Consider the following 17,968-nt stretch of genomic DNA (forward strand, 5'->3'; position numbering starts at 1 on the left):
TCAGCGCAGCCCGATCACGGCGAAGCCACGCGCCCGCAGGCCGCGGCGATCCGCGTTGAGCGAACGCAGCAGGCGATCTCGGGTGTCGGTAATGTGATCGGCGGCCTCGCGCGCGGCGGCATCCGGATCGTTGGCCTTGATGAAGCCGAGAATGCGCCGGTGCTCGCGCCAGGCCTGCTCCCGCGAGGGTTCGGTCCACACTTCGAGCCAGCGCGCCCGCGACAGCCGGGTCATCGCGCCGGCGATCGCCTTGACGATGAAGGGATTGCCGGAGAGGCGTGCGATCTCGACATGGAAATCGGTGCCGACCCGGTGCCATTCCTCGCGCGGCGCGCCGGACTGACAGGCATCCAGCATCTCTTCGATAGCGGCGATGTCGGCCGCGCTTGCCCGCGCGCAGGCGAGGCGGACGGCGGTCGTCTCCAGAGGGATCCTGAACTCCGCCAGCGCCGCCAGCTCACCGAGGTCGATCGGTGCGACAATCCAATTGCGGCCGTCGCGACGGACCAGCTCTTCGCCTTCGAGCCGCACCAGCGCGGCGCGGATCGGCGTGCGCGATCCCTCGAACTGGCCCTCGAGCCAGCGCTCCGTCAGCCGTTCGCCCGGGCCAAGGTCGAGAGACAGGATCATCTGCCGGAGCTGGTCGTGGATCTGAAGCATCTGCGACATGGCGTTGTCCTTGGGGTTATCTCGAGGAGTACGTATCCCAAATTGGTATCCCAAACAATCCAGATTTGGGATACCAGCCTTGCCTCGGCGGCACCGGACCGCATCGGAGACGCCTTGCGGACGGCATCCCTGGGGCCGACCTTTTGGCGACTGCACAACGTTGGATTTGGGAGAATGCAGATGCGGATCGATGGGCAATGCCATTGCGGGGTCGTGACCTACCAGGCCGAGATCGATCCCGAACGGGTGTCGATCTGCCATTGCACGGACTGCCAGGCGCTGACCGGCTCGCCCTATCGCGTCACGGTGATCTGCGCCGCCGAGCAGGTTCGGCTGACCGGAGCTGTGCCGAAAGTCTACGGCAAGCGGGGCGATAACGGCCGGATCCGCTTCCAGCATTTTTGCGGCGATTGCGGTTCCCCGCTGTTCACGAGCGGCGAGGACGGCGGTCCCGATGATTGGGGCATCCGCTGGGGCAGCATTCGCCAGCGCGGCGAATTGTCCCCGCGGCGCCAGGTCTGGTGCCGGTCCGCCGCGCCATGGATCAACGATCTCGAGGGATTGCCGGCGCGGCCGAAGGACTGGAGCTGACGGATTGAGGCGTTGCGACCTTGGCGGCCTTGCGCCTCGGGGGCAGGCGAGGCTAAAGAGGCGCGCAGGTAAGGGCGGCTAGCTCAGCTGGTTAGAGCATCTCGTTTACACCGAGAGGGTCGGGAGTTCGAATCTCTCGCCGCCTACCAGGCTTCGCTCCTCACGGGCTACGGCTCGGCAAGCCAGCCTTCGCGGATCAACCCAACCGCTTGTTCGGTCCGCAGGGCGAAGGCTGTCGCGCCGAAGCTCGAAGAGCGTAGGCGGACCGGCTCATCACCGATTGCTACTGTCCGTCGGCGCTTGCCCGATGAGGTGGGATCACCGGATCCAGCCCTATGGCTGAAGCATCCTGATGGTCGAGATTGGCCACTTCCCGATGTGCCCTTTGATCGAGATGCGCAGCCCATGCGACTCGTCCAGCGACACGGCTTCGACGGTCCCTGCGGTCCCGTCGGTGAGGACCGCAGCCCGTCCGACAAGTTCGGCCTCCACTTGCACATGCTCGCGCAGGATCACGGTGGCACGGTGTTTCACGAGCTGCAAAGCGGCCGCTGGTTGGTGGGCCCGACGTAGTGAGGCCATGGCTCGGCTCTCCGTGAACGCGCGGAAAGGGCGCGATCCCGGCCGTGGGGTAGTCTGTGGGGTGGCCGGGACCGCGCTTGCTCCGCGCTGGTCTGCCAAATGTCATTCGGTCGCCGACGATGCGAAAGGTGCCGAAAGTCACGCGCGCGTCGCGGGCCGGGCTCGGTTCCTGTTGGCGCAATGTCACTCGGGTTTGGCGCCGACGCTGCTGCAATGCTATTCTCTCCGCCTAACCGGGAACTTGATACATGCGCAAACTCGCCGCGATTTTTCTTCTCACCATGATTGCCGGACCGGCATGGGCGCAGCAGGACCACGTTCAGCGCTATCGCGAAGAGATCGAGAAGTCGCCGTCGGATGTGGCCAACGAGGCGCGGCAGCAGCGCGCCTACCAGCGTGCGCTCAGCGGCGTGCCGGACCAGAAGCCGGCCGACCCGTGGGGCATTGCGCGCAGCAATGACGGGCAGGCTGCTCCGAAGGCGAATGCCGCCAAGACAACCCCTGGGCCAAAGCCGACCAAGCCCACCAGCGCGGCCGCCAAGTAATCCGAGAGCGCGGACCAGGTCGATGAAGTATTACGTCTGCAAGCTGACCGGACCGCGCCCGACCTTTCCGCAGGACATGACGCCGCAGGAAGCCGCCATCATGCAGGCGCACGTCGCCTATTGCGGCGAATTGCTGCAAGCCGGCAAGGCGCTGATCTTTGGGCCGGTGGCCGATCCCGCCGGCGTCTGGGGACTGGGCGTGCTGCAACTGGCTGACGATGCCGATCCGCAGGAGATCGTCGCCAACGATCCCGTCACCAGGGCCAATGCCGGATTCACCTATCAGGTCACGCCAATGCTGCGCGCCGCGACGCGCGAGACTTGCTAAAGCATGATCCGGAAAAGTGCGAAGCGGTTTTCCCTCGCGACAAACGCGAACGCGCTTGCGCGGAGATCATGCTCAAACATGAAACCACGCACGCTTCTCAACGAGGTTTGAATCTCATGGACGCAGGTCACCCGCAAAACGCCGATCAAATTGCCTATTGGAACGGGCCGGGGGGCCAGCGCTGGGCCGCCCGGCAGGCCGCGCAGGACATCGTGCTCAAGCCGGTGCTCGACCTCTTGATCGATCGCGCCGCGCCGAAGGCCGGTGAGCGTATCGTCGATGTCGGCTGCGGCAGCGGCGCATCGAGCTTCGCGCTGGCGGCAAAGGTCGCGCCTGATGGTCATGTGCTTGGGGTCGACGTCTCGGAGCCGATGCTGACGCGGGCGCGTCAGAGCACGCCGCAGGGATTGCCGGTCGAGTTCGCGCTTGCGGATGCCACCGTCCATCCGTTCGCCGGCGAGAGCTTTGATCTGTTGGCTTCGCGCTTCGGCGTGATGTTCTTTGCCGATCCGGTGGCGTCGTTCACCAATTTGCACAAGGCGATGAAGCCGACGGGCCGGCTCGCTTTCGCGTGCTGGCAGGAGCCGCGAGAAAACCCGTTCTTCATGGCGCCGTTGCAGGCCGTCTACAAGCACGTGCCGAAGCTGCCGCAACTCGGCCCTGAGGATCCCGGTCCATTCTCGTTTGCCTCCGAAGCCCGGGTGAAGCGGATCCTGAGCGAACCCGGCTTCTCCGGCATCGCCATGGAGCCGTGCAAGATTGAGCTCGATGTCGCGATCGGGCGCGGAATTGAAACCGCGGTCCAGAGCGCACTCGAGATCGGGCCGGCCAGCCGTGCGCTGGAGGGGCATCCGGATGAGGTTCGCTCGGCCGCCGTCGCGTCGATCCGCGAGGCGCTGGCGCCGTTCGCCAAGGGCGATAGCGTGCCGCTGCCGGGCGCGATCTGGATCGTGACGGCGCGGGCCTGATCAGGCTTTCTCTTCCCAGATCATCGCCAGGTGGACGATGGTTTGCACGGCCTTCTCCATGTCCTGGCGGCTCACCCATTCGAGCCGCGAATGGAAGGCGTGCTCGCCGGCGAAGATGTTGGGGCAGGGCAGCCCCATGAACGAAAGCCGCGAGCCATCGGTGCCGCCGCGGATCGAGGTCTTCACCGGCGTCAGCCCGGCGCGCTCGATCGCCTCGATCGCATAGGCGACGATCTGCGGGTGGCGATCGATCACATCTTTCATGTTGCGGTATTGCTGCTTGACCTCCAAGCGGTAGGTCGAGCGCGGATATTCCTTCAAGACGTCCTGCGCGATCTGCTCGAGCAGCGCTTCCTTCTGCTTCAGTCCGGCTTCAGTGAAATCGCGCACGATGAAGTCGATCCGCGCGTTCTCCAGCGCGCCCGAGATCGCGACCGGATGCAGAAAGCCTTCCTTGCCCTCGGTGGTCTCGGGCGAGCAGGTGTCCTTCGGCAGCCGATCGACGATGGCGGCAGCGATCTTGATCGCGTGTTCCATTTTGCCCTTGGCGAAGCCCGGATGGGTCGCGACGCCTTCGACGATGACGCTGGCGCCGTCGGCGGAGAAGGTCTCGTCCTCGATATGGCCTGCGGTCTCGCCGTCCATGGTGTAGCCGAAGTCGGCCCCGAGCTTCTTGATGTCGACCTTGTCGACACCGCGGCCGATCTCCTCGTCCGGCGTGAACAGGATCTTGATGGTGCCGTGCTTGACCTGCGGATTGGTCACTAGGAAATGCGCGGCATCCATGATCTCGGCGAGGCCGGCCTTGTTGTCGGCGCCGAGCAGGGTGGTGCCGTCGGTCGTGATGATGTCATTGCCGATCTGGTCGGCCAGCGCTTCATGCTCGGCAGCGCGGATCACCTGCGATGCGTCGGCCGGCAGCACGATGTCGCCGCCGCGATAATTCTTTACGATTTGCGGCTTGACGTTCTTGCCGGTGCAGTCGGGCGAGGTGTCCATGTGCGAGCAGAAGCAGATCACCGGCACCGTCTTGTTGGTGTTGGCCGGGATCGTCGCATAGACGTATCCGTGTGGATCAAGATGCGCATCGGAGACGCCCATCGCCTGCAGCTCGGCGACCAGCAGGCGGCCGAGGTTCTTCTGCTTCTCAGTGGAGGGCGTGGTCGGTGAATCCGGATCGGACTGGGTGTCGATCACGACGTAGCGCAGGAAGCGCTCGGTGACGGTGTGCTTGAAGTCGAGAGCCGGTGCCAGCATGAAGACCGCGCAGGGATGGAGAACGGGAATAAAGCGCTTGGGCGAGGTTGGTTCGCGCAAGCAAAAGGCAGCAAGACAACTCTATAACAGAAAAGCGCCACTCCGGGGCCGCGTCGCGAGCCGGAATGGCGCTTGGTTGTTAACCTCGAGAGTGAAGCTTTAGACGGCTTCCTTGAGCTCCTTGGCGGCGCGGAAGGCGACCTTCTTGCTCGCCTTGATGTGGATCTGCTCGCCGGTTGCCGGGTTGCGGCCCATGCGGGCGGCGCGCTTGCGGACCTGGAGGATGCCGAGGCCGACGATGCGGATCCGCTCGCCCTTCTTGAGGTGCTTGGTGATCCGGGTAACCATGTCGGTCAGGATCGCCTCGGCCTGCTTCTTGGACAGCTCCTGCTCTTCGGCGATGGCCGCCGCCAGGTGCTTCAGCGTGATCGTCGCCGGGGTCGCTGCTTTCTTCGCCATGTGTGGCCCTCCTCGTTGCTGAATGGCTGGATTGCTGCTTCGACGCGAATGGCGCACCGTTCGCGTCGGGAAAATTCGTCCGGATAAGTCCTGAAACCGCCGGTTCTGGGAACGGGCAGCGCCGGGCCCGGCCACAGGAAACCCAGACGTATCAGGCCTTATTTGATTCGGGGCTTTACTGACTACGCCGTTTCCCCTGAAAACAGCCGGCAATTCGCGTCCACAGCGCAAATGTGGCTGCATGGTGCAGGGATCCGCAACGTGCTTGACTATCGGGATGCGGGCCTTTATGCCCTCGGTCCTGCGCGGATCAATCCGATGATCGGCATCCGCGGGAGTAGCTCAGTTGGTTAGAGCGCCGCCCTGTCACGGCGGAGGCCGCGGGTTCGAGTCCCGTCTCTCGCGCCAGTCTTATCAAGCACTTAGCCGCCAAGTTCCAGATTTGAGACGCGTCGTGCGGAGTGCCGTGGTGACACTCTGAACGCGCTTGGCTTAGGCTTCCGGCAGGCATTGTGGGACGCAAAAGCAGCTGCGCTCCGGCGCGCGATCTATCAGACGATCTCGATCGCTGGTTCGCTCCCGACGATCGCATGATCATCACTCACGCGCGCAATCCGACATTCCGCGACACCAGACACGATCAGCCAGGTTTCCGGCTTCTCGCCTTCTCCAATCACGACCGTTGCGTCCTGATCCGGGAATGTCTGGAGCACCTGGATTAGCTCGCGGACTTTCATCGACATGCATCCTGGAGGTCGACCGGTTGGTTCGCCTCTCACGCGATCACCACATCGGCTGATGCGGTAGTGACTATCGCCACCCGGACTTGCGAGAAATCGAAGTACGGCAGGTCTCGGTTCAAACACGCAGCGTAACGCGCGAGCCTGACGTCAACCTTACTCTCATGGCGGCCGAAGTCGCGGGAAGGTCGCCCACCGGCGTGATGCATCCGAACGGAACGGACCCAGGTCCTGCGGTTGTCGTCCGTCGACTTCACACGTGGCGGCGAGATCGCGAATGCTTGGCGCAGCGACGACGTTGGCGGTTCCATCGCCATGCGGAACTCACGCGCTTTCCGTGTGTCTTAAAGTTGCCGGAGAAACCAGAGACACTCTCAACGGAGTTCAAATGACGCTGATGCGGGCGAGGGGCTGATGCAGCGAGCATAACACGGAGGCGTGCTGATGAATTGGAGTTCGTGGCTGACCGAGTACTACAACGACGAACTGGAGAGAGCGGACGCCGCCTGCCGAAGGGGAGAGTCCGTCTACGACGCACTGAAATGGATCGACGATCCGTATCTGTGGAATGTGCTGCTCTGGAAGGAGTATGATGGCTTCAAGGCCATCAAGGCCGCCATTCCCGATCCGCCGGACGCCGGTACCCAGAAGAACTGGAGCGGTCGTTCCGGGATGGAGCTCGGCGCCGCCGTCATCGAAACCTATCGCCTGTTGCACGACAAGCTCAGGCGTCACCTGGACAAGCCATTCGATCAATGCGCGGTGCTGGACTATGGCTGCGGCTGGGGCAGCGTGCTCCGATACTTCATGAAGGATGTGCCACTCCGCAATCTGCATGGATGCGATCCGCACAAGGGCATCATCCAGGTCGCGCAACGCTCCAACCCGCACGCCGATATCGTGCTGTCGGACAGCCTGCCGAGGCGTCTGCCGTTCAACCAGAAATTCGATGTCGCTTATGCGCTCTCGATCTGGACGCACCTGTCGCCTGTCGCAAGCGACACATGTCTGGCCGCGGTTCACGATTCCCTGGCGGATCGTGGTCTCTTTCTTCTGACCATTCGACCGCCGGCATACGCCTCCTATGAGCCGATTTCCAAATTACCCGGCTGGGATCAGCAAGAGATCACGGAGACCTTGGCGCGGAAGGGGTTCTATTTCTATCCGCAAAGCTATCCGGTCGATGGCGAAATGACCTACGGCGAGACGATCATCACCAAGCAGTACATCGAGAGGCACTGGACCGACCGGTTTGATCTCGTCGACGTCGGTATGAACGGGACCTCGCCGTATCAGAGCATTGTCGTGCTCCGAAAGAAGGCGAGGCTGCATTAGGCCGTGACACCGATGGCATTGGAGCGTTGCGCTGACTGTTGCTGATGCGAAGCTTCCGCCTGCCGTTCGGGCGTCAGCCACCACAGCAGAAACAGCAGCGCGACCCCGTTCGAGACCAGGCTTGTCGTGAGCGGCACGTTCATGATCGCCTGAACCGCGATCCCCGACGACACCGCGATGAAGCGCGGCGACAAGTGCCGCGAGACCATCGATCCCACCGAGAGGATCAGGCCGCACACCAGTGCCGAAACCGGCGCAAGCGCAAGCCCGACCGACGCGATGCCTTCGGTCGCGAGGAAGGAGGCGTTGAAATTGCCGTCCCGATAGATCGCCCCGAGCGCCGGGCCGAGCTCGTCATAGGGGCAGGCGGTCACCTGCCGCAGGATCGAGATTTGGCAGAAGCGGGTCAGCTCGCGGTGCGCAAAGAAGTCGGCGTATTGATCGAGCGCGAGCGAGGGGATGGCGAGGAAGCGCAGATTGATGGCGCTGAACACGACATAATCCTTGTCTGCGCCGAGCACGGCGAACGCCGCCAAGCCGATGATCATCGGAATGAGAAATGCGAGCACCGTGGCCAGCCGCGGGTTGAACCGGCCGAACAGCCAGAACAGAAACGGCAGCCAGATCGGCAACAGCAGGACGGTCTTGTTGTTGACCACCGGATAGAAGCAGAGCGCGAACAGCAGCACGCAAGCGGCCTGCATCCATTGACTGCGCGATGCGAAATGCGTGAACAGATAAGGCAGGACCGCGCCGATCATGATCCCGGTGAGATAATTCAACAGCGCCGGCCGCGTGACGGCGTTGCGGACCGCGCTATAGGGACTGCCAAGATTGGCGCCGTACGAGATGTCGGCGACCAGCACCGCGAAGGATGACGCCAACAGCAGCAGCGCAATGCGCTTGATCGCCGCTTCCGACAGGCCCGGCCGCCAAACCGGCATGGTCTGGAACATCAGGGGGACGATCGCGGCGGCCAGCGCGGCGATCATCGCCCAGCGCGCGATGGCATGCGGATAATCGAAGCCGCTGAAGAAGCTGAGCCAGACGAAGCCGAATACGGCCGACAGCAGCGAGAAGCTCACCAAATAACCGAAGCTGAAACGGCCCGCGACAAACGCCGGGAGGAAGACGGCCATAACCGCGGTGCCGAGGATGGCTTCGGACGTGACGCCGGAGCGCCAGACGTGCATCGCCGGGAACGCGTGCCCGCAGGCGATCAACGATGCAATGCTGAGGACGAAGAACCCAGCGATCGTGACCCCGATAGTCAGGTCGTCGCGCGTCAATTGCATCGGCCGGTCCGAATCCAAAGCTGTGCGACAGCTAGCAAGTCGGCCGCGGGCGAATCAAGTCAAGCAAGGTTAGGCGCGGTCTCGGTCTGTATTGTTATGTTTCCATCGGGCGATCTGTCACCGCGGCGCCGCATTGAATTCACAAACGGCAACCCGCTGCCTTGATCAGGCAAAGAATGCGGCGACCGCGTTCAGGTCGGATTGTCCGGGGGCGTCGCCGCGCAGGTTCGCGTCGATGATGCGGCGGCAGGCGTCAACCGTGTGGGTATCGCCCAGTTCGTTGGCGGCCTCGAGGATCGACCAGACCGTGTCCAGGGGAATGTCGCTCTGCATGATCGCGTTCCGGTCTGACAGCATCGGCGGCGCCGGGTTAGAATTCGAACAGGTCGCGGCCGCGCCGCGCCAGGGTGTGCAGGTCCGCCATCGTACCCCGCACGGCGTTGCAGCGGCGGCATTCGATGATGGTGTCGCCGGACGCTTGCGCCGCATCGGCGACCTTGATCGCCAGGCTGCCGCAATCCGTGCAGATGATCTTGAAGCCGGTCGAAATTACTTGCTGCTGCAAATTCATTGTGGGCCTGCGCCTCTGTTGACGCCACCTTACGGAACAATTTTTAAGACTGGGATCGCGGAGCGGATTGCAATCGAACGACCGCGTTAGGAGGCGGTTAAGGTCTTTGCCGCGGCTGCGCGGTCAGGAAGGTGCAGCGTCGATCTGCTGAACTGGGCCGCGGCGGTGGCTCGCTGGTTCGCGAGCAGCGCGTCGGCGCAGCACGATCCGGAGGTCGGCCGCGTTCTCGCGCTCGGGCAAAGGCCGCGCCGTCCTGAGCGGAGCCCGAGACGATCAGGCCAACAAAAAAGCCGCCCGAAGGCGGCCGTTCTGTCTGCCGAGGCCTGAAACTTTTCAACGGACCGTCGAGGTGCCGGAGGAGGTGATCGCGACAGGCTTGCCGGCCTTGATGACCTGGTTGGTCTGGGCAGTCTGGGTGAATTCCGCGTTGTTCCGAGCCGAGATACCGAAAGCCGCAATCCCGATCGCCGCAACGAGGGCAACCACCACAATCTTCAGGTGGGTCGCGCGATCGGCCGAATGGATCGAGTGGTTCATGGTCGCCTCCGGGCGTCTATGCGCCGTCTATGGCAGTTACTGGTAAGCCCCATCTGTTTCCGGATCGTTTCGTGAGTTCCCGGAAATGGTTTCGTGCCACGGGCGGATTGGCTTCGCCGTGCCTTGCGTCACAGAGGCAGAGGGCTGAAACTGGCCGCGGGCGCGGAGCGCGCCTGGGAGAAAAACAATAATGAAAACAATGAATATGACCCGCCGGCAGGTGCTGGGAACCGGCTCCGTGGCGCTTGCCGTCACGATGTTTGGTAAGCCGTCTCTTGCCGCTGCCGAGTTCGATTACAAGCTCGGTGTCAACACTCCGGAAACCCATCCTCTAACAATCCGTCTGGCCGAGGCGGCGAAGGCGATCAGCGCGCAGTCGTCCGGCCGGCTCAACATCACGGTGTTCGCCAACAGCCAGCTCGGCGGCGATCCGGAAATGCTGTCCCAGGTTCGGGCCGGCGGTATCGAGCTTTTGGCCGCACCCAGCATGACGTTGTCGACGCTGGTGCCATTGTCGGGGCTGCCCAGCATTGGTTTTGCGTTCCAGTCCTACGACCATGTCTGGGTGGCGATGGACGGCGGCGTCGGCGATATCGTCCGCGATGCGATCGCCAGGACCGGCGTCGTGCCGCTGAAGAAGGTCTGGGACAACGGCTTCCGCCAAATCACCTCATCGTCGAGCCGGCAGCTCAACAGCGTCGACGATCTCAAGGGTTTCAAGATCCGCGTGCCGGTGACCGCACTACTGACCTCGCTGTTCTCAGGACTTGGCGCGCTGCCGTCGAGCATTTCCTACAGCGAGCTCTATTCGGCGCTGCAGACCCATATCGTCGAGGGACAGGAGAATCCGCTGGCCCAGGTCTCGACCGGAAAGCTGTACGAGGTGCAGAAATACTGCGCGCTGTCGAACCATTGCTGGAGCGGCTACTGGATCCTCGGCAACCGCCGCGCGATGGCCGGCCTGCCGCCCGATCTCGTCGAGCTCATCAATACCGCGTTCGACGCTGCCGCGGTCAAGGAGCGTGCCGATCTGGTCGAGATGGATCGCTCGTTGCAGGCCGAGCTGACCGGGAAAGGCATGACCTTCAACAAGCCCGATCCTGTGCAGTTCAGGGCCGCGCTGGTGAAGGCCGGCTTCTACACGCAATGGCAGAAGACCTATGGCGCGGACGCCTGGGCGGCGCTGGAGAAATACACCGGCAAGCTGACGTAACGGCGCGCAGATCGCGAGCAGCAGTCGCTTTGTGGCAAAGAAGGCACATCGCCGCACTTTCGGTTCCAGTTTGGCTTTTTGTCATGCGGCAGGATGTCTCAGCGGATACAACCTCACGCTGAGACTTTCAGTGGCCGCGCAGTGCGTGCCCGAGTTGGAATGCCATGCGCGTGCACGTGGTGGAACGCTTTCGATCGCCCCGCTTGAGGCGGGTTGCCGTAACGCTTGCCCTGCTCATCGCGTCCGGGACCGGCGCACACGCCCAGACGGTGCTGAACGTCGGCGATGGAGCGAGCCTCGTCACTGCGCTGACGACGATCGATAGCAATCCCGGCACCAACTACACGCTCAACATCACGAACAACATCACGCTCACCGCCGGAACAACGCTGCCGGTCATCAATTTGAACGGCACCGTAACCATCAACGGCGGCAACTTCACGCTCGATGGCGGCGGCGTGCAGCGCGGATTCTTCGTCTACGCCGGCACCGTCGCGATCAACAATCTCACCATCCAGAACGCCGTCGCCAAGGGCGGCAATGGCGGAAACGGGTTCGACGGCGGCGGCGGCGGCGGCATGGGCGCCGGCGGCGCGTTGTTCGTCGCCAGCGGTGCCAATGTGACCGTCAGCAATGTTTCGCTCGCGAGCAATCAGGCCAATGGCGGAAGCGGCGGCAATTACGGCTCGACTGCCGGTGGTGGCGGTGGCGGCGGGCTCGGTGGCAATGGCGGAAACGGTGGCAACGTAGGTGGCGGTGGCGGTGGCGGGATTGGCCTCGGCGCCAACGGCGGGGCCGGCCAGACTGGCGCGACGGGTGGCAACGGTGCTGCCGGCATCGTTATCGGCGCCGCCGGCGGTGGCGCTGGCGCCGCCGACGCGGGAGGTGGTGGCTCACCAGGCATAGGGGGCGCCAATGGAGGCGGCGGGGGCGGCGGGGCCGTGGGATCTGGTCTCCCCGGTGCCGGCGGCGGCGGCGGGGTTGGCGGCGGCGCTGCTACGGCTACCGGGGGCTTGAGCGCCGGCGGCGGTACTGGCGGCTTCGGTGGTGGCGGTGGCGGTAGCTTCAACAGCGCGGGCGGAAGTGGCGGTTTTGGCGGCGGCGGCGGCAGCGTGCGCTGCTACGCCAGTCCGGGAACGGGCGGCTTCGGTGGCGGCGGTGGCGGCGCCAGCGGCAATGACGGTAACTCTTGTGGGAACACTGGCGGCTTCGGCGCCGGCAACGGCGGCAACGATTCCCAAGGCGGTGGGGGCGGCGGCCTCGGCGCGGGCGGCGCGGTGTTTGTCCAAGGTGGCGGAACGCTCAATGTTTCCGGTGCCTTTACCGTCAACGGCAACAGCGTCACCGGCGGAGCAGGTGGTGTCGGTGCCGGCAATGGCTCAGCTCTCGGCACGGGGATGTTCCTGCAGGGCAATGGCACGCTGACCTTCAGTCCTGCGGCCGGTCAGAACCAAACCGTCTCCGATGTCATCTCCGACCAGACCGGCAGCGGCGGCACAGGCGTCAATGCCGGCAGCTGGAGCCTCGCCAAGACCGGGCTCGGCACGCTGACGCTTACCGCCGCAAACACCTATTCGGGCGGCACGACCGTGAGCGGCGGTCTGATCAACTTCAATGCGGCGAACAATTTCGGCTCGGGCAACGTCACGCTCAACGGCGGCGGGCTGCAATGGGCGAGCGGCAACACGGCCGACATCTCGGGTCGGCTGAACGCGATCGGCTCCGCCGGCGCGACGCTCGACTATAACGGCAATGCCGTGACGCTCGCGACGGCATTGACCGGCTCAGGCGGCGTGACCGTCGCGAACTCCGGCAGCGGCGGTGCACTGACCTTCACGGCGGCGGAAAGCTATTACGGCGCGACGACCGTCAACTCCGGTGCAAAGCTGGCGCTGTCGGCTTTCGGCAGCATCTCGAATTCGAGCGTCGTCTCCGTCAACGGCACATTCGATATTTCGGGATCATCGTCCTTCCTCAACCGGATCACGACGCTCGCGGGCGGTGGATCGGTTGCGCTCGGCAACAACGCATTGGTGATTACCGCCGGTTCGACCGAATTTTCCGGCGCGATCAACGGCCCGGGCGGCACGGCCGGCCTCGAGATCGCGGGCGGAACGCAGACCCTGTCCGGTGTCAACGGCTACGTTGGCGCCACCCAGATCGATGCCGGCGCGACGCTGGCGCTCAAGGGGAACGGCTCTATCGCCAATTCGCTCGTGGTCACATTCTTCGCTCCGGGCGCGGGAGGCGGCACATTCGACATTTCGCAGACCAACAGCGGTGCCAGCGTCGCCGGCCTGTTTGATCTAAGCGGCCACAGCGCCGTGTCCCTCGGCGGCAAGACGCTGACCATCACCGGCGGTGTGGGTGTCTACACCGGCGTCATCCAGGATGGCGGCATTGGTGGCGGCACCGGCGGCAATGTGACGATCGCCTCTGGCGGTCTGGCGAGATTCGGCGGCGCCAACACCTATACCGGGCTGACCACGATTAACGCTGGCGGCCAACTAGACCTGATGGGCGGCGGTAGCATTGCGTCTTCGAAGACCATCATCAACAACGGCACCTTCGATATATCGAGCGCGGGTGGCGGCGTCTCGATCAACGGCCTTTCCGGGACCAGCACCGGCGTCGTGAACCTCGGCGCCAACACGCTGACCTTCACCAATGCCAACGGCACGTTCGCCGGCGCCATCCGGGACGGCGGTGCAGGCGGCGGCGTGGCGATCGCCGGCGGTAAGGAAGTCCTGACCGGCATCAACGGCTACACCGGCGCGACCACGGTCAATGGCGGCACATTGGAGGTCGACGGCTCGATCGCCAGTTCATCGAAAGTGACGGTCAATTCCGGTGGCACCTTGAGCGGCACCGGCGTCGTCGGTCCTGCGCCTGTCGTCCTTGTGAGCGATGGCGGCGTCACGCTCACGTTGCTGCTAAGCAATGGCGTCGGCGGGGTGATCACCTCTGGCGGCACGGTTGTCGTGACCAACAAGTTCGCAGCCCCCTCAAGCGGCATCGCTGATCCGGCGCCTACAACCATCATGAGCGGCGGCACGCTCGCGCCGGGCAGTGCGGCAAACCCGACCGGCACGCTCACTGTCAATGGCAATCTCGCCTTCCAGTCCGGCGCGATCTATCTGGTGCAGGTGACACCGACCGCTGCGTCGTCGACCAATGTCGGCGGGACTGCGACACTCGGCGGCGCCACGGTCAATGCAACGTTTGCCAACGGCAGCTACATCTCGAAGCAATATACGATCCTCAGCGCCGGCAGCGTCAGCGGGACCTTCGGCTCCCTGGTCAATACTAACCTGCCGACGAATTTCACCGACACGCTGAGCTACGACGCCACCCACGCCTATCTCAATCTGACGCTGGGCTTTGCGCCGCCTCCCAACTTCGGCGGCGGCCTTTCCATCAACCAGCAGAACGTCGCGAACACGCTGGTCAACTACTTCAACACGACCGGTGGCATTCCGACGGTGTTCGGCACGCTCTCGCCGGCGGGGTTGACGCAGGCTTCTGGTGAGCTTGCGACCGGCTCGCAGCAGACGACGTTCGATGCGATGAACCTGTTCATGGGGCTGCTGACCGATCCCTTCATGAACCGTACCGGCGCGACAGGTTCGATGCCGGGAGCATCCGGCTATGCGGAGGAGGGCGAAGTGACCGCCTATGCCGCAACCCGAAAGACCGATGTGTTCGCGATGTTCACCAAGGCGCCGCCGGTGCCGTTCGTGCCGCGCTGGAACGTGTGGGCCGCGGGCTTCGGCGGTTCGCAATCGACCAGCGGCAACGCCGTTGTCGGGTCGAACGACACCACCAGCAGCGTCTATGGCACGGCGGTCGGCGCCGACTATCTGTTTTCGCCGGAAACCATCGCGGGCTTTGCGATTGCGGGCGGCGGCACCAGCTTCTCCGTCGCGGGCGGTGGCAGCGGCCGCTCCGACCTGTTCCAGGCCGGCGTCTATGTCCGCCACACCGAAGGTCCGGCCTACGTCTCGGCCGCACTCGCCTATGGCTGGCAGGACATCACGACCAATCGCACCGTGACAGCGGCAGGCATCGACCAGCTCCGCGCCGAGTTCAATGCCAACGCCTATTCGGGGCGGCTCGAGGGCGGCTATCGTTTCGTCGCGCCTTGGATCGGCGGCGTCGGCATCACGCCTTACGCCGCAGGCCAGTTCACGACTTTCGAACTGCCTGGTTACGCCGAGCGGGTGATCTCGGGCCTGTCAACGTTTGCGCTGACCTATGCCGGCAAGAGCGTGACCGATACTCGCAGCGAGCTAGGCCTTCGCACCGACAAGTCCTTCGCGGTGCAGGACGGCATCCTGACGCTGCGCACGCGCTTGGCTTGGGCGCACGACTATGACCCCAGCCGCTCGGCCGCCGCGACCTTCCAGGCGCTGCCCGGCGCGAGCTTTGTCGTCAACGGCGCCGCACAGGCCAGCGACTCCGCGCTGACCACGGCCTCGCTCGAGATGAATTGGCGGAATGGTTGGTCGGCTTCGGCGACCTTCGAGGGCGAGTTCTCCAACGTCACCTCGAGCTACGCCGGCAAGGGCGTGGTGCGCTATCAGTGGTGAGACGCGAGCCTTGTCCGCTTCGGCGAGCCTGACATCACGCGCATGATTACCTGACGCGTAATCGCGCGTGCGATTTCCCTTTGCAATGGTTGGTGTATCGGCGGCGATGTTGCCGATCGATCTGCAAAGGGAATCTATCATGGCCAGCCACCCGCTCTATGCGATCGCCGGCGACGGCACAAAACTGTTCGTGCAGGATTGGGGCTCGGGCAAGCCGGTGCTGCTGCTTGCTGCCTGGACGTTCAATTCCAGCGTCTGGGGCAGCCAGATCGTGGCGTTGAATGCCAAGGGTTTTCGCTGCATCGCGCCCGACCGGCGCGGCCACGGCCGGTCCGACCTGCCGATGACGGGATACGATCTCGACGTGCTGACCGATGATGTCGCCGCCGTGATCGAGCAGCGTGATCTCCGCGACGTCACGATCGTCGCGCACTCGATGGGATCGATCGAGGCGGTGAACTATCTGGCCCGTCACGGCGCGGAGCGCATCGCGCGGCTGGTCCTGGTGGCGCCGACCACGCCGTTCATCGTGCAGACCGAGGACAATCCCGACGCGGTGCCGAGGGCGATGGTCGAGGCGCAGAATGCCGCTATCGCGCAGGACTTCCCAAAATGGATGAGCGAGAACGAGGCGCCGTTCTTCATGCCCGACACATCAGAGGCCACGCGGGCCTGGATCAGGGAGATGATGCTGAGCGTACCGCTGCCGGTGGCGCTGGCCTGCCGCAGGACCATCTCGTCTGCCGATCTGCGCGCCGCGGCCAAGAGTATCGATCGCCCGACCCTGGTCGTGCACGGCGACAAGGATGCCAGCGCGCCGGTCGAATTGACCGGCGCGAGGACTGCGGCGCTGATCGAGGGAAGCAAGTTCGCCGTCTATGAAGGTGCGCCGCACGCGTTGCCGCTGACGCACGGCGCACGCTTGATGTCGGACCTGCTGGCGTTCATGGGCGGTTAGCTCGCCCGCACGATATCGGCGCGGATCCAGCGCGCCGCCCAGACGAACAGCACGGCGCCGAGCGTCGTCGTCACCGCCGCCGACAACAGCGAGTAGCGGACCGCGTCGACGCCGTAGGTGCCTTTCAGCGCGTCGTTGATTATGCCGACGGCGAGGGGACCAATGCCCTGGCCGAAGCAGGTCGCGGTCAGCAGCACGATCGCCGAGGCCAGCGCCCGCATGCTGGTCTTTGCCACCGTCTGGGCGATTGCGAAGATCGGGCCGAGATGGAATCCGACCATGAACGAGGTCAGCGCCAGCGTCGCGACCATCAGCGTGAAGCTTGGCGTCAGCATGCACAATGCGAAGACGGGACCGGCGAGGCCGGACATGATCGCCGGCGCCCACAGCTTCCAGCGGTCGTCGCGGCGGCTAATCTGCGCCACCACGAGGCCGCCGATCAGCGTGCCCGCCATGCCGGCGAGCCCCTTGAAGGTGCCGGCATAGGTGCCAATCTCAGCGCTGGTCAGATGATGGATGCGCGCCAGGAAGGGCGGGATCCACACTGCGGTGGCGTAGTTGGTGTAGGTCGTAAGGCAAAAGCCGATCAGCACGATGACGAAACTCGGCTGCGATACCAGGAAGCCCAGCGTCGGCCCGATCGGCTCCGCCTTGAAGGTCTCGGCCATCGCACCGCGCTTCGGCTCGGAGATCGTCAGCCACAGCACCGCGGCGAGCGCGATGCCGGGCAGGCCCGCGGTGAAGAAGGCCATCCGCCAGCCATAGTGCTGGTTGACATAACCGCCGATGAAATAGCCGACGAAGACGCCGAGATAGGTGCCGATCGCATAGATCCCGAGCGCGCGCGGACGCTCGTTCTTATCGAACAGATCGGCGATCATCGATTGCGAGGCCGGCGTGCCCGCGGATTCCCCGATGCCGACGCCGACCCTCGCCAGTGTCAGCGTCCCAACGCTTGATGCCATGCCGCAGAGATAGGTCATCGCGCTCCAGAACGCGAAGGCGAATGCTACGATGTTGCGGCGGTTGAGGCGATCGGCCATCCGCGCAATGGGAATGCCGAGCAGCGAGTAGAACAGCACGAAGCCGAACCCCGCGAGCAGTCCCATCGTGGTGTCGCTGAGCGTGAACTCCTTCTTGATGGGCTCGATCAGCACGTTGAAGATGGTGCGGTCGAGGAAGTTGAGGGCGTAGATGATGGTGAGCAAGGCGAGCACGTAGTAGCGGCGGGCGGCAGGCCTCGTGCTGGCTTGCGCTGGCGCGGCCGCCTGCGGTGCGACATCCAGCATGACTTACTCCCCCTCGACGATCTCTGATCTTTTCTTATTTGC

The 17,968-nt window shown here is 64.2% G+C and carries 18 protein-coding genes and 2 tRNA genes; 10 read left to right on the top strand and 10 right to left on the bottom strand.

Features of this window, described 5'->3' with window-relative positions; all coding sequences use genetic code 11:
• Complete coding sequence (locus tag XH92_RS22835; RefSeq protein WP_194454117.1) at nucleotides 1-669, bottom strand: GntR family transcriptional regulator; 669 nt, start codon at nucleotides 667-669, stop codon at nucleotides 1-3.
• 180 nt (nucleotides 670-849) lie between these two features.
• On the opposite strand from XH92_RS22835, the gene XH92_RS22840 reads away from it, so the two are divergent.
• On the top strand, nucleotides 850-1,260 hold the full coding sequence (locus XH92_RS22840; RefSeq protein WP_194454118.1) for a GFA family protein: 411 nt from the start codon (nucleotides 850-852) through the stop codon (nucleotides 1,258-1,260).
• A 72-nt stretch (nucleotides 1,261-1,332) separates the two neighbouring features.
• Nucleotides 1,333-1,409, top strand: a tRNA-Val gene (locus XH92_RS22845).
• A gap of 184 nt (nucleotides 1,410-1,593) precedes the next feature.
• Here XH92_RS22845 and XH92_RS22850 read toward each other — a convergent pair.
• Nucleotides 1,594-1,842 carry a PRC-barrel domain containing protein gene (locus XH92_RS22850; RefSeq protein WP_246787578.1) on the bottom strand — a complete coding sequence of 83 codons (249 nt, stop codon included), beginning with the start codon at nucleotides 1,840-1,842 and terminating at the stop codon, nucleotides 1,594-1,596.
• A gap of 248 nt (nucleotides 1,843-2,090) precedes the next feature.
• On the opposite strand from XH92_RS22850, the gene XH92_RS22855 reads away from it, so the two are divergent.
• From XH92_RS22855 to XH92_RS22865, 3 genes are all read left to right on the top strand, one after another.
• Nucleotides 2,091-2,387, top strand: a complete 297-nt coding sequence (locus XH92_RS22855) for a hypothetical protein (RefSeq protein WP_194454119.1) — start codon at nucleotides 2,091-2,093, stop codon at nucleotides 2,385-2,387.
• Between the two features lie 22 nt (nucleotides 2,388-2,409).
• Complete coding sequence (locus XH92_RS22860; RefSeq protein WP_194454120.1) at nucleotides 2,410-2,715, top strand: YciI family protein; 306 nt, start codon at nucleotides 2,410-2,412, stop codon at nucleotides 2,713-2,715.
• A gap of 116 nt (nucleotides 2,716-2,831) precedes the next feature.
• On the top strand, nucleotides 2,832-3,683 hold the full coding sequence (locus tag XH92_RS22865) for a class I SAM-dependent methyltransferase (protein ID WP_194454121.1): 852 nt from the start codon (nucleotides 2,832-2,834) through the stop codon (nucleotides 3,681-3,683).
• Here the strand turns inward: XH92_RS22865 and pepT are convergent, their stop codons facing one another.
• Nucleotides 3,684-4,940 carry a peptidase T gene (gene pepT, locus XH92_RS22870; protein ID WP_194454122.1) on the bottom strand — a complete coding sequence of 419 codons (1,257 nt, stop codon included), beginning with the start codon at nucleotides 4,938-4,940 and terminating at the stop codon, nucleotides 3,684-3,686.
• Between the two features lie 159 nt (nucleotides 4,941-5,099).
• A complete protein-coding gene (locus XH92_RS22875) occupies nucleotides 5,100-5,399 on the bottom strand; it encodes an HU family DNA-binding protein (protein WP_016847738.1) in 300 nt (99 codons plus the stop codon).
• Between the two features lie 331 nt (nucleotides 5,400-5,730).
• Between XH92_RS22875 and XH92_RS22880 the strand changes: the two genes are divergently transcribed.
• Nucleotides 5,731-5,807, top strand: a tRNA-Asp gene (locus tag XH92_RS22880).
• A 143-nt stretch (nucleotides 5,808-5,950) separates the two neighbouring features.
• On the opposite strand, the gene XH92_RS22885 is transcribed toward XH92_RS22880, so the two are convergent.
• Nucleotides 5,951-6,136 (bottom strand): hypothetical protein, encoded by a 186-nt coding sequence (locus XH92_RS22885; RefSeq protein WP_194454123.1) that lies wholly within the window; start codon nucleotides 6,134-6,136, stop codon nucleotides 5,951-5,953.
• A gap of 447 nt (nucleotides 6,137-6,583) precedes the next feature.
• Between XH92_RS22885 and XH92_RS22890 the strand changes: the two genes are divergently transcribed.
• Nucleotides 6,584-7,474, top strand: a complete 891-nt coding sequence (locus XH92_RS22890) for a class I SAM-dependent methyltransferase (protein WP_194454124.1) — start codon at nucleotides 6,584-6,586, stop codon at nucleotides 7,472-7,474.
• On the opposite strand, the gene XH92_RS22895 is transcribed toward XH92_RS22890, so the two are convergent.
• From XH92_RS22895 to XH92_RS22910, 4 genes are all read right to left on the bottom strand, one after another.
• Nucleotides 7,471-8,769, bottom strand: a complete 1,299-nt coding sequence (locus XH92_RS22895; RefSeq protein WP_194454125.1) for a hypothetical protein — start codon at nucleotides 8,767-8,769, stop codon at nucleotides 7,471-7,473. The two genes, XH92_RS22890 and XH92_RS22895, sit on opposite strands and share 4 nt — an antisense overlap.
• A gap of 165 nt (nucleotides 8,770-8,934) precedes the next feature.
• Nucleotides 8,935-9,102 (bottom strand): hypothetical protein, encoded by a 168-nt coding sequence (locus tag XH92_RS22900; protein WP_223967230.1) that lies wholly within the window; start codon nucleotides 9,100-9,102, stop codon nucleotides 8,935-8,937.
• A 37-nt stretch (nucleotides 9,103-9,139) separates the two neighbouring features.
• Complete coding sequence (locus XH92_RS22905) at nucleotides 9,140-9,340, bottom strand: hypothetical protein (RefSeq protein ID WP_194454127.1); 201 nt, start codon at nucleotides 9,338-9,340, stop codon at nucleotides 9,140-9,142.
• Between the two features lie 333 nt (nucleotides 9,341-9,673).
• Entirely contained in the window at nucleotides 9,674-9,877 is a 204-nt protein-coding gene (locus XH92_RS22910) for a hypothetical protein (RefSeq protein WP_173642773.1), read from the bottom strand.
• 199 nt (nucleotides 9,878-10,076) lie between these two features.
• Between XH92_RS22910 and XH92_RS22915 the strand changes: the two genes are divergently transcribed.
• From XH92_RS22915 to XH92_RS22925, 3 genes are all read left to right on the top strand, one after another.
• Nucleotides 10,077-11,090, top strand: a complete 1,014-nt coding sequence (locus XH92_RS22915; RefSeq protein WP_246788577.1) for a TRAP transporter substrate-binding protein — start codon at nucleotides 10,077-10,079, stop codon at nucleotides 11,088-11,090.
• Between the two features lie 203 nt (nucleotides 11,091-11,293).
• A complete protein-coding gene (locus XH92_RS22920; protein ID WP_305824624.1) occupies nucleotides 11,294-15,679 on the top strand; it encodes an autotransporter domain-containing protein in 4,386 nt (1,461 codons plus the stop codon).
• Between the two features lie 139 nt (nucleotides 15,680-15,818).
• Nucleotides 15,819-16,637, top strand: coding sequence for an alpha/beta fold hydrolase (locus XH92_RS22925; RefSeq protein WP_194454128.1), 819 nt, complete (start codon nucleotides 15,819-15,821; stop codon nucleotides 16,635-16,637).
• Here XH92_RS22925 and XH92_RS22930 read toward each other — a convergent pair.
• On the bottom strand, nucleotides 16,634-17,926 hold the full coding sequence (locus XH92_RS22930) for an MFS transporter (protein ID WP_194454129.1): 1,293 nt from the start codon (nucleotides 17,924-17,926) through the stop codon (nucleotides 16,634-16,636). The genes XH92_RS22925 and XH92_RS22930 overlap by 4 nt on opposite strands.
• Between the last annotated feature and the right edge of the window lie 42 nt (nucleotides 17,927-17,968).

The organism is Bradyrhizobium sp. CCBAU 53421 (genome assembly GCF_015291625.1).
In the GTDB taxonomy this organism is placed as follows: domain Bacteria; phylum Pseudomonadota; class Alphaproteobacteria; order Rhizobiales; family Xanthobacteraceae; genus Bradyrhizobium.

Excerpts from the sequence above, each read along its gene's own strand:
- XH92_RS22915 (WP_246788577.1), top strand. The coding sequence starts at position 10,077 with ATGAATATGACCCGCCGGCAGGTGCTGGGAACCGGCTCCGTGGCGCTT.
- XH92_RS22885 (WP_194454123.1), bottom strand. The coding sequence starts at position 6,136 with ATGAAAGTCCGCGAGCTAATCCAGGTGCTCCAGACATTCCCGGATCAG.
- XH92_RS22855 (WP_194454119.1), top strand. The coding sequence starts at position 2,091 with ATGCGCAAACTCGCCGCGATTTTTCTTCTCACCATGATTGCCGGACCG.
- XH92_RS22925 (WP_194454128.1), top strand. The coding sequence starts at position 15,819 with ATGGCCAGCCACCCGCTCTATGCGATCGCCGGCGACGGCACAAAACTG.
- XH92_RS22840 (WP_194454118.1), top strand. The coding sequence starts at position 850 with ATGCGGATCGATGGGCAATGCCATTGCGGGGTCGTGACCTACCAGGCC.
- XH92_RS22895 (WP_194454125.1), bottom strand. The coding sequence starts at position 8,769 with ATGCAATTGACGCGCGACGACCTGACTATCGGGGTCACGATCGCTGGG.
- XH92_RS22835 (WP_194454117.1), bottom strand. The coding sequence starts at position 669 with ATGTCGCAGATGCTTCAGATCCACGACCAGCTCCGGCAGATGATCCTG.
- XH92_RS22875 (WP_016847738.1), bottom strand. The coding sequence starts at position 5,399 with ATGGCGAAGAAAGCAGCGACCCCGGCGACGATCACGCTGAAGCACCTG.
- XH92_RS22865 (WP_194454121.1), top strand. The coding sequence starts at position 2,832 with ATGGACGCAGGTCACCCGCAAAACGCCGATCAAATTGCCTATTGGAAC.
- XH92_RS22905 (WP_194454127.1), bottom strand. The coding sequence starts at position 9,340 with ATGAATTTGCAGCAGCAAGTAATTTCGACCGGCTTCAAGATCATCTGC.
- XH92_RS22910 (WP_173642773.1), bottom strand. The coding sequence starts at position 9,877 with ATGAACCACTCGATCCATTCGGCCGATCGCGCGACCCACCTGAAGATT.
- XH92_RS22850 (WP_246787578.1), bottom strand. The coding sequence starts at position 1,842 with ATGGCCTCACTACGTCGGGCCCACCAACCAGCGGCCGCTTTGCAGCTC.
- XH92_RS22860 (WP_194454120.1), top strand. The coding sequence starts at position 2,410 with ATGAAGTATTACGTCTGCAAGCTGACCGGACCGCGCCCGACCTTTCCG.
- XH92_RS22890 (WP_194454124.1), top strand. The coding sequence starts at position 6,584 with ATGAATTGGAGTTCGTGGCTGACCGAGTACTACAACGACGAACTGGAG.
- XH92_RS22900 (WP_223967230.1), bottom strand. The coding sequence starts at position 9,102 with ATGCAGAGCGACATTCCCCTGGACACGGTCTGGTCGATCCTCGAGGCC.
- XH92_RS22930 (WP_194454129.1), bottom strand. The coding sequence starts at position 17,926 with ATGCTGGATGTCGCACCGCAGGCGGCCGCGCCAGCGCAAGCCAGCACG.
- pepT (WP_194454122.1), bottom strand. The coding sequence starts at position 4,940 with ATGCTGGCACCGGCTCTCGACTTCAAGCACACCGTCACCGAGCGCTTC.